Origin of the sequence: Daejeonella sp., from assembly GCF_037719425.1 — a bacterium.
Taxonomy (GTDB): Bacteria; Bacteroidota; Bacteroidia; order Sphingobacteriales; family Sphingobacteriaceae; genus Daejeonella.
Genome location: NZ_JBBJNI010000176.1, coordinates 5,205 through 6,052 on the forward strand (window position 1 = coordinate 5,205; position 848 = coordinate 6,052).

At 45.6% G+C, this 848-nt stretch carries 1 protein-coding gene; it reads left to right on the top strand.

The features are described 5' to 3' along the window. Positions 1-848: sulfite exporter TauE/SafE family protein (locus tag WKF69_RS17390; protein ID WP_340383496.1), on the top strand; the 848-nt coding region annotated here is incomplete at both ends.

Consider the following 848-nt stretch of genomic DNA (forward strand, 5'->3'; position numbering starts at 1 on the left):
CGCATAAAGTAACGGAACTGAATAAAGCTACAGCCGTTTTGATCACACCGATAGCAGAGCAGGAAGCCAGCCGGAGAATGAGATGGGTGTTATGGGGTGCAGGTTTCCTGGGGCTCGCATTGATCGTATCCTTATTCTGGTTTAACGACCCCGCTTTCAGAGAGTACCTGCAGGGCGTTCACCCAACATTCTATTACTTCCTGATCGCAGGCTTTATTTTCGCCATGATTGATGGTGCAATAGGTATGTCATACGGAGTTACTTCTACTACTTTTTCTTTGTCGATGGGCATTCCACCGGCTTCGGCAAGTACAGCGGTTCATGTGTCTGAAATACTTAGTAACGGTATTGCCGGCTGGATGCATTTCCGGATGAAAAATGTGAATATGCGCTTGTTCTGGCTATTGATGATACCGGGGGTTATTGGAGCCATGATTGGAGCATTTTTGCTGACTAATCTTGAAGAATACAATCATATTACTAAGCCGATAGTTTCATTTTATACGCTGATATTGGGTGTTGTGATCCTTTCAAAAGCCTTTAAAGTTAACCGGAAGCGGGTAGGAGCGAAAATAAAAAACATCAGGTTCCTTGGTTTTGGGGGCGGTTTTGTGGATGCGGTCGGCGGCGGTGGCTGGGGTTCTATCGTTCTGTCGTCGCTCATTGCAGGAGGAAGAAATGCACGGTATTCGCTGGGAACTGTTAAATTAAGCCGCTTTTTCATTGCCCTAATGAGCTCACTGACGTTTCTGACATTACTTAACGATGTGTATTGGGAGGCAATTCTGGGATTAGTTATAGGAAGTGCCATTGCATCGCCGATTGCAGCAAAATTGTCCAGCAAGATC